The 9,943-nt window shown below is 46.7% G+C and carries 8 protein-coding genes; 5 read left to right on the top strand and 3 right to left on the bottom strand.

The features are described 5' to 3' along the window. The 3 genes from ACO1NU_RS02020 to ACO1NU_RS02010 form a co-directional block, all read right to left on the bottom strand. Positions 1-149, bottom strand: a 149-nt coding sequence (locus tag ACO1NU_RS02020) for a transposase (protein WP_448816781.1), incomplete at its 3' end; no start/stop codon positions are given. 241 nt (positions 150-390) lie between these two features. Further along, positions 391-1,722: a TIGR00341 family protein gene (locus ACO1NU_RS02015; RefSeq protein ID WP_448816778.1), complete on the bottom strand. Its 1,332-nt coding sequence runs from the start codon at positions 1,720-1,722 to the stop codon at positions 391-393. A gap of 502 nt (positions 1,723-2,224) precedes the next feature. Next, entirely contained in the window at positions 2,225-3,184 is a 960-nt protein-coding gene (locus ACO1NU_RS02010; RefSeq protein WP_448816777.1) for a hypothetical protein, read from the bottom strand. 664 nt (positions 3,185-3,848) lie between these two features. Here ACO1NU_RS02010 and ACO1NU_RS02005 point away from each other — a divergent pair. The 5 genes from ACO1NU_RS02005 to trpA all read left to right on the top strand — a co-directional run bounded on the left by ACO1NU_RS02005 (position 3,849) and on the right by trpA (position 9,877). After that, a complete protein-coding gene (locus ACO1NU_RS02005; protein WP_448816776.1) occupies positions 3,849-5,954 on the top strand; it encodes an LruC domain-containing protein in 2,106 nt (701 codons plus the stop codon). A 326-nt stretch (positions 5,955-6,280) separates the two neighbouring features. Continuing rightward, the gene (gene trpD / locus ACO1NU_RS02000) at positions 6,281-7,273 is read left to right on the top strand and encodes an anthranilate phosphoribosyltransferase (protein ID WP_448816775.1); all 993 of its coding nucleotides are present in this window, start codon (positions 6,281-6,283) and stop codon (positions 7,271-7,273) included. Continuing rightward, entirely contained in the window at positions 7,273-7,914 is a 642-nt protein-coding gene (locus ACO1NU_RS01995) for a phosphoribosylanthranilate isomerase (RefSeq protein ID WP_448816774.1), read from the top strand. Before trpD ends, ACO1NU_RS01995 begins: the two co-directional genes overlap by 1 nt. 5 nt (positions 7,915-7,919) lie before the next feature. Beyond that, positions 7,920-9,101, top strand: a complete 1,182-nt coding sequence (gene trpB, locus ACO1NU_RS01990) for a tryptophan synthase subunit beta (protein ID WP_448816773.1) — start codon at positions 7,920-7,922, stop codon at positions 9,099-9,101. Then, positions 9,101-9,877 carry a tryptophan synthase subunit alpha gene (trpA, locus tag ACO1NU_RS01985; RefSeq protein ID WP_448816772.1) on the top strand — a complete coding sequence of 259 codons (777 nt, stop codon included), beginning with the start codon at positions 9,101-9,103 and terminating at the stop codon, positions 9,875-9,877. The genes trpB and trpA overlap by 1 nt, the downstream gene beginning before the upstream one ends. Positions 9,878-9,943 lie beyond the last annotated feature (66 nt).

The following is a 9,943-nucleotide window of genomic DNA, read 5'->3' as shown; positions in this document are numbered from 1 at the left end:
CCCTTACACTGATACTTCTTCTTCCATCTGGCATATAGTGAGGGTGCTAAATTATACTTCCGGCAAGTGGATGTGATTCCCTCTCGCTCGCCTTCCTGAATGATAGAAAGCCTGTCTTCAGGCGTGAACGCCCTTCTTTCTATTTTCATGATTCCCTAATTTAATGGTTCTAAATTGTTTTCTAAATTTAGTCCAGGCTTTTAGGGGGGCTAGTACAATCTATTAAAATCCACTTATAAAAACTTATAGATCATTCAATTCCGGTTTAGTGTTAAGAAAACAGAGAATTGATACGCTTCGATTGTACTGCCCGTTTCCTGAGAGAGGTACCTCCACCAAACATAGCAGCCAATAGTCAAATCGCTGGACCCGAATTCCAGGAGATAGGATCTAATTCGACTGCACAATAATTTGTAAAGAATCGACCTTAAGCCTCCTTTTAAGCCAGGTGGCCATTCTAGTCCTTTCGGTTTTAGAGATTGTGTTGTCAAAACTGGCTACAACCTGGGTAAGCGTGTCCACTCTGTTCGTATCTGTTTTATGAACTTCAACATTGGAAATGCTGTACTCGTTCATCTCGGGATACAATGACCTGAGTTCTTCTCTAATGTCAGGAATGGGTTTATCAATCTTTGTATACCTGCTATTTTCCTTTCGATTCGAAGGATTATTATTCTGGTGGACGGTTTCCAGAATGCTCGCCTTTATTTGAGACAAATCGATCTCATTCTTGGCGTTTAACCCCTGCCTTATAGTGAGTTTAGTGCCGTCGAGCTTATATAGTCCCAATTTAGCGGTCAGGGAGTCAATCTGGCGACCTGTTAGATCGGCACCCAGAAGTAAAAGATCTATTTCACGACCGCTTCGGCCATAGTTGTAGTTTTTAGTAATAACCTGCGTATTGGTAAAATTCAGTTCCTTTTGAACAAAAGCCTCAGCGTTAGTCTCAAATATACTTTTTTCTAAAATCTGGTAGGTTAGATAGATACTGGGGGCTGTAGTCAGTAGAACTATAATAAGAATATACCTGCTCACCTTTTTTTCATACGATTTATCCTGAAACTCCTTTTTTGGAAATTGGAGAAAGCGAACGATCAGGAATGTTGCTACACAGATGAAAATGCTGTTTATGAAATAAAGATATAATGCCCCGAAAAAGAAATAAATATTCCCGGACGCCAGGCCGTAACCAGCAGTACATAAAGGCGGCATCAATGCAGTCGCAATGGCAACACCCGGGATAGCGTTGCTTTTATCCTTACGCGTAGCAGCAACAATACCCGCCAGGCCACCCAGTCCTGCTATAAATACATCCCAGATAGAAGGTGAAGTTCTGGCAAGGATCTCTGAAGAGGCATCATGCAATGGTGTAATCCAAAAATAAAGATAAGAGGTGGCGATACTGATTATTGTGGCGATACCGAGGTTTCTCAGTCCCTTTTTTACAAGATCAAAATCATTAATACCTATTCCCAGGCCTATGCCCATTATCGGACCCATCAGAGGAGACACGAGCATTGCACCGATAATAACAGCTGTGGAGTTTACATTAAGACCAATAGAGGCTATAAATATAGCAAAGATCAAGGTCCAGAGATTGGCGCCCCTGAATTCAACATTCTTCTTGATTGCTTCAATGGTCAGCTCATTATCTTCCGTGTCTTCATGAAGATTAAAGCGGTAAATGATGAAATTTTTAACGGCTAAGTAGATTTCTTTCATAGTGCAATAAAGAACATATTTCCAACAAAGATAGGCCCAATTGTTCGAAGGGTGACAATGCAATCGCTTGTTTGTTTGCAGCCAAGCTTGATCTTCAAGCAAAAGCAGATGTTCATGTCTGCTGCCGAATCGCCATTGAGCCAACCTTTACCGACCTCTTAAGACACTTAAAAAAACAGTTGAAGCCCCGCCAAATGGATATATACTTAGAGGATACGTTACTCGATGCTAATAGTTAGTCTCATTTCCGAGCCATAGGTTGCAGTACGCTCACTCGTTGCAGTTCTGCTCCCCTACGGAATCAACTATGTACATTTTTTCATATGGATAGGCTTTATCCATGGGACAGGCTACATTATCGAAATGATTCAGTGTGGATCAGATCTTCTTTAGTTAGCCGAAAGTAAAGTCACTACTCGGCTGGACCATCCTGGCAGACACGATGTCAATCGACCGAATTCCCCCGACAGAAGGCTTCTACAGTTTATGGCGCCCGCACATCTCAAGAAAACGATACCCGCTTCCCAACCGGGAAGAGCTGCGGTTCTTTATCATGAGTCGTTCGCTTCTTAGGCGCTATTATGTAAGGTCCAAACTTTCGTTCCAGGTCACGCAGCAGCCGGTTGCCCGCGTAACCCATGTAGCAAATGGTTTCCTGTGCTAGCTGCGCCTCGCTGAGCTCCATATTCACTGGCCCCGACGGGTATTCTCCCGGTTCTTCGGCCGCATAGACTGCTATCAGCGCAGAGGGACTGAACTCCTTGCTGTTCAGCAACACGTATCCTTCGTCCATTCTTGTTTTCCTGTAAGCCAGTACCGAAACACTCAACATCAGCAACTGCTCTGGGGCAGGCTGTGTTTCAAACCAAATTTCCTGCGCTTCCAGCTCTCCGTATTTGTTCAGCTCCAGATCCTTTACCTCCAGATATTCATAATACTCCTTCCTGAAATTGAAGCCGATCAGGCTGAAACGGATGCAGTACTTGCTAACAACTTTATCGATGCTCAGAGGTACCCGGAGATCTGTTCTCTCGTTCAAAGCTCCCATTAGGACGCGGATCCTCCCCTGCTCATCACGTTCTATCCGGTGGTTGACCTGGAGCACAGCGCTCACCGGACTATTGTTATTAAACTCCATCCCGATGATGCTTTTAAGGTCTGCATCATGCAGGTCGCGCTCGCCCACCTGCCGGGTCAGGCTTCCCCGGATACCCCGGTACACCAATTGCGTGCTCCGGCTCACCGCCTGACCATCGTGGTGGACATAAGCGGGCTGAAATGCCCGGCGAATCACCGCAGCTGTGCTGCTGGAAAGCCCGAACTCCGTCGAAGCGCGAATGCTTTCGCTGGTCTGTTTGAATTTGCGGGGTTTCCCCTGAATGATGTTCATTTCGCGATACCGGCGATACACCACCGAACCTGCAGTGCCACGCACCATACCTCTGTTGTCTACTTTTGCCATATTCTTTTTTGCGACAAGATAGGCTGACTACCGGAAGGTGTCGATTTTTTAGAGTTTCGCGACTCAATATTCTCAAATACAGCGCATTTTTCCTAAATAAGGACATAGATACGATGCCTGTTCACATAAGATCTCATCTAGACTGCCATTTAGCCGATCCACAAATCAACATCAAGAAGAAAATAAAGAGCAACAAAATCAAGTCAAAGTAAATCTGTTTGATTTACGTCTGGTGTAAAAATTATATCGTACGAATTTTAATCGTTGTAAATACAAAGCTGTTTAAGTGTCTGATTTTTGTAAGGTGAAATTCAGTATAAAGCATTTTTTATCAGCTAGCACAGCGGCTGATAAGATACTGATGGAAGTCCGACTTTTAGATCCCAGGGTCGGACTCATAGGGGGAAAAACGGAGTAGCTAATGGGCTGCATTTACCAAAAGCACTAGCGATAAAATAGAAAATAGCACAAAAGGATTAATCTGCATGAACCTACGGCCGCTTCCTTGTGGTTCAATTTGTTTGCTCCGGCAGCTTTCGCATGGCCAAAAAATAATCATATTAACTGCACATTTTCAAAAACCAAGTATGTAACTTTTTCGTAGAAGTAAATAATCAGGATCACATTATTCGCAATGGAGTAATGACCTTTTGAGAAACACTATATGAGAAAATTTTTAACGTTCACTCTACTTGCTGCCTTAGGAGCATTGGCGGGTTGCAAAAAAGAAGGCTCCTCTGTGCCGGAGGAAACCACTCCCCTTACCAAGATTGCACCGGAAGGTTTTAACTTCAGCACCACCAAAAATGTCAGCTTAAACCTTAACCTAAAAACGAACAATAACGAAGCATTAGCCGGAGTTGTAGTGGCCGTTTACCTCCCCGATACTCAGGAGCCGATTTATAAAGGTGCAACTAATCAAAACGGACAGCTTAGCGGTATAGTCACGGTGCCCGCTTCTGTAAGCCGCTTGATTATTGATCCGGCTTATATAGGCCTGATCCGCAATGCGCAGGCCGTCATTTCATCGTCTAACAGCATCGTTGCCACTATTGGCGGCAAAGACGGCTATTCGGGTGATATTGTTCCTGAAGAAATTACAAACACGGCCAGCACTCAGGTAGCTAAACTAAGCAGCCTGGTGACAGCCACAGCAACCACATCAGCAACTCCAACCATCACTTACCCGAGTCCGTATACGTCTTCCAGCAACGCTGTCCTGAATACCACTGCGTATCCGTTCAAGCTGGGGAGACCGGTATATCTGGAGAGCACTCCTGACGTGATCCCGGCTTCGTTGCTATCTTATGTAAATGCGTCGTTGCCAGAAGGCTCGGCATTGACCAGAACTCACCCTGAGTATCTGAGCAGCACGGCTGTGCCGGACCTGCATATCAATGCCACATCAGATGTATGGATTACGTTCGTATCGGAAGGTGCCGGCTTACTCAATTCGCTGGGCTACTATACTTATCCGACTAATACTCCGCCGACACGCGTAGATGATATCAGCAAGATCACCCTTATTTTCCCGAACTCTTCCGCTATAGGTTCTGCAGGCGGGTTGAACTCCGGTGATAAAGTGAAGCTGGGACGCTTCAATGCAGGCACCTCCATCGGTTTTGTGCTGCTGCAGAATGCATGGAGCTCTACCGGTGTCATGACCTCTACGGTTAAGTTCTATTCTAATCCGAGCTTCAATCCGGAAACTACCGCAGCTACAAAAAAGCATACAGTCACACTCTATGATGATGTACATAAGCTGTTTTTGATAGGCTTTGAAGATTTAAACCGTCAGACAGAATCGGATAATGACTTTAATGATCTGGTTGTTTATGCTACATCGAATCCGGTAACCGGTATTTCTACCGGAGGTGTACCGCCAATAGATAAAGGAGGCGACAGTGACGGTGACGGCATACAGGACGCGCAGGATGCATTCCCGAACGACCCTAGCAGAGCCTACATCAGCTTCTATCCTTCTCAAACAGGAACTGCCAGCATCGGCTTTGAAGATAACTGGCCGGCGAAGGGTGATTTCGACCTGAATGACCTTGTTGTCAACTATCGTTATACCTTTACGAGCAATGCTCAGAATCAGATAGTCGATATGAAGGGCGAATTTACTCCGGTAGCTGCCGGGGCATCATACCGCAACGGGTTTGCGATTCAACTGCCGGTGCCTGCATCTTCAGTACGTTCAGTGACTGGTCAGCAAACGATCAGCAACTATCTTACTTTCGCGGCAAACGGCGTTGAAGCAGGTCAGACCAACGCGGTCATCGTACCTTTCGATAATCATGAAGCGTTGCTGAAAAACCCTGACGGATCATACTTTGTGAACGTGAGTCCGGGCAAAGCAAAAGTAACGGGCAACACGAGTACCGTGATGGTAACATTCACCTCACCTTTGCCCACAACGAGCTTACAGGTATCTAAGTTTAATCCATTCCTGATCAGCAACCTGCGCAGGGGATACGAAATCCACCTTCCGGGATTTCTACCAACTGACAAGGCCGACACCAAGCTCTTTGGCACAGCTGACGATGCTTCTAGTCAAAGCAGCAGCAAATACTACCTGTCGAAGGAGAACTACCCCTGGGCAATCAACTTTGTGGGCTCCTATCAGTATCCGGTAGAAATGAGTCCGGTTACAGCGGCTTACCCTCACTTTGCTGACTGGGCAGTTTCCGGAGGTCTCTCCTTCACAGACTGGTACAGCAATACGGCTGCCGGCTATCGGGATGCAAGTAAGATCTACACCAAATAGGATTATATCGTTCGCATTATAAAACAACAAAGGCTCCCATGCAGGAGCCTTTGTTGTTTATAAGCAGGTTTAACGCTTTTTATGATCGACATACCCCGCCGGGAACTTATTTTACTTAGATCGGGAAACATTTCATATATCTGAAAGAATTTAGCATATTTGTCATTACAGGTATGAAGACAAATACTATACATAAGCTTTGGTGGTGGCAATTCGAGCAATCGTAGAGGCAAACTGTATATGTATATTTTTATAAAAAGAAAATAAACAGGGTTGCCCGGCAGGCAACCTTTTTTTTGTCCTGCCGGGGACAAGAAAAACATTACATGAAACAAATCTTAAACCGCTTATTCGAGCACAAAACGTTTAATTCCCGGGAGGCTAAAGAGATTCTGACAAACATCACCACCGGGATGTACAATAGCTCGCAGATGGCTGCCTTCATGACGGCATACTGCATGAGGAGCATGACTGTTGAAGAACTGGAAGGCTTCCGCGATGCGATGCTTGATCTTTGTCTGGACCCTGGACTCCAGCAGTACAAACTCATTGACCTTTGCGGAACGGGTGGCGATGGTAAAGACACCTTCAATATCTCCACGCTGGCCTCTTTTGTGGTAGCCGGAGCGGGATACCAGGTGGCTAAGCACGGAAACTACGGTGTTTCTTCCGGATGTGGATCCTCCAATGTGATGGAATTCCTGGGCTGCCGGTTTAGTAACGATCCTTCGTTTCTGCAAAAGAGCGTTGAAAAGGCAGGCATCTGTTTCCTGCATGCTCCACTCTTTCACTCCGCAATGAAAAATGTGGCGCCTATCCGTAAAGAACTGGGTGTAAAAACATTCTTCAATATGCTGGGACCGATGGTAAATCCGGCTAATCCTGTTTACCAGGTCGTAGGGGTATTTAGCCTGGAGATTGCACGCCTTTATGCATACCTGTATCAGAAATCAGATAAACAGTACACGATCCTGCATGCCCTGGATGGTTATGATGAGATCTCTCTGACGGGAAACTTCAAAACCTTCAGTAATACGGGGGAAAAGATCTACACCCTGGAGCAGATCGGCTTCGACAAGATTGACCCGGCTACGATTGGCGGTGGAAGTACCGTTGAAGAATCAGCGAAGATATTTATGGAGGTGATTAACGGACGCGGAACGACGGAGCAAAGCAATGTGGTACTTACCAATGCGGCGCTCGGCATCAAAACGATTTGCCCGGAGAAATCCTTTGCCGACTGCTTCTACGAGGCTGAAGAAGCACTTCTTTCTAAAAAAGCCCTGAACAGCTTCAATACATTAATCGGCCTGAACTAATGGCTGCTCCTTTGAACATATCGACCCGCCCGTTCAAGATCAAGGTCTGCGGTATGAGGGATTCCGGGAACATCCGGGAGGTGGCCTCATTATCGCCCGACTATCTTGGCTTTATTTTTTATTCCCGTTCGGCCCGGTTTGCGGAAAACGTGGATGCCGGATTATTGAAGACGCTTCCGGAAGAAATAAAAAAAACGGGTGTATTTGTTAATGCGGACGCGGCAGAGATTGCTTCCTGGGTGGAAAAGCTGGGATTAACCGCCGTGCAGCTGCATGGCTCGGAGTCGCCTGACTTCTGCCGGGAAATTGCTGATCTGGGTGTGGAGGTAATCAAGGCCTTTGGCGTGGATGAAGATTTTGACTTCGGCCTGCTGAATGCTTATGAGGAGAATGTGGACTATTTTTTGTTTGACACGAAGACTCCTGCACATGGAGGTTCGGGACAGCGGTTCGACTGGAGCCTCCTGAGCCAAAACAAAACATCGAAACCCTTCTTCTTAAGTGGTGGAATAGATATTGATCAGGTAGATGAAATACGCGAGATCAACGACAGCCGTTTATATGCCATAGATGTGAACAGCAAGTTCGAGCTGGCTCCGGGATTGAAGGACTACACTAAATTAAAAGCGATATTTAAATAGATATTATGAGCTATCAAGTAGATGAAAAAGGTTATTACGGCGTATTTGGAGGTGCATACATCCCTGAAATGCTGTATCCGAATATCAAGGAACTAAGAGAGAAATATCTGGAATATATTCATGATCCTAAGTTTCGGGATGAGTACCTGCAGTTGTTGAAAGACTATGTAGGCCGTCCTTCTCCCCTCTATCTGGCGGAACGCCTGTCTGAGAAATACGGAGCAAAGATTTACCTGAAACGGGAAGACCTGAACCATACAGGTGCCCATAAGATCAATAATACCGTAGGCCAGATCCTCCTTGCGGAGCGTTTGGGTAAAAAGCGCATCATTGCGGAAACGGGTGCCGGTCAGCATGGCGTGGCTACTGCTACGGTATGTGCGCTGAAAGGCCTGGAATGCATCGTGTACATGGGAGCTGTCGACATTGAGCGCCAGGCACCTAACGTGGCGCGAATGAAGATGATGGGTGCTACGGTGATCCCGGCAACTTCAGGAAGCCAGACGCTGAAAGATGCGACGAACGAAGCATTGCGCGACTGGATCAATAATCCCACCGACACGCACTATATCATCGGATCAGTAGTAGGTCCGCACCCTTACCCGGATATGGTGGCACGTTTTCAGTCGATCATTTCGGAAGAGACCAAGTGGCAGCTACTCGAGAAAACCGGCAACTCCAGTCCGGATTATGTTCTTGCCTGCGTAGGCGGAGGCAGCAACGCCATGGGAATGTTCTACCACTTCCTGGATGATGAGCACGCCAAGCTGATCGCCATTGAAGCGGCTGGAAAAGGTGTCGACTCGGGCGAGTCGGCAGCAACAACCCTGCTGGGCAAGGAAGGGGTATTGCATGGCAGCCGTTCCATCGTGATGCAAACAGAAGACGGACAGGTGGTGGAGCCTTATTCCATCTCTGCCGGTCTGGATTACCCTGGAATTGGCCCTCAGCACGCACACCTCCATACTTCCAAACGTGCGCTCTACGTCAGCATTACTGATGATGAAGCGATGCAGGCGGGTCTGGAACTGGCGAAGCTGGAAGGTATCATCCCGGCTATTGAGAGCTCCCATGCGCTTGCGTATCTGTCAAAGATGGATTTCAAGGGAGATGAAACGGTTGTGGTTTGCCTGTCGGGACGAGGCGATAAGGATCTGAGTACATATATGAGCTATTTTGGACTGTAATGAATAGAATTAACAAGCTTTTTGAACAAAAGAATAAATCCGTACTATCTATATATTTCACGGCAGGCTACCCTGCTTTAAACGACACCGTCGATATCGCTGAAGCGCTGGAGCAGGCGGGAGCAGATTTCCTGGAGATCGGTATCCCCTACTCGGATCCACTGGCCGATGGCCCGGTGATCCAGAACAGTTCGCTGACCTCGATAGGCAATGGGATGACGATTAAGGTGCTGTTTGAACAGCTGAAAGAACTTCGTAAACGGGTAAATATCCCGGTATTGCTGATGGGTTATTTCAATCCTGTACTGCAATACGGTGTGGAGCGCTTCTGTGCGGCCTGTGCTGAAGTGGGCGTTGACGGGGTCATCATTCCCGATCTGCCGATGTATGAGTACGAGGATCTTTATCAGGACTGCTTCACGAAGCATAACCTGAGCAATGTATTCCTGATCACGCCGCAAACATCCGACGAGCGGATCCGCCATATTGATGGTCTGACCAATGGCTTCATCTACCTGCTTTCGTCAGCATCTACGACAGGGAAGAACCTGGACCTGTCATCTAAGACAGACGATTACTTCGCCAGGATTAAGAACATGAACCTGAAAAACCCGGCCATGATCGGCTTTGGTATTTCAGATCATGCGAGCTTCAGCAAGGCCAGTGAATATGCCAGCGGTGCCATTGTGGGAACTGCATTCGTCAGGCTGCTGGCGACGGAAAACTATAAAGAAAAGATCCCGGGTTTCATTCAGTCGCTGAAGAACCCCGCCTGATCATAACATGCAATCTTATACCGCTTTAGGATATAAGATTGCATATGCGTTTTCATTTTATTCTGA

The sequence above is a fragment of the Arcticibacter sp. genome (assembly GCF_053551015.1).
The sequence above is the reverse complement of the archived record's forward strand: the minus strand, read 5'-3'. Positions and strand labels throughout refer to the sequence as shown.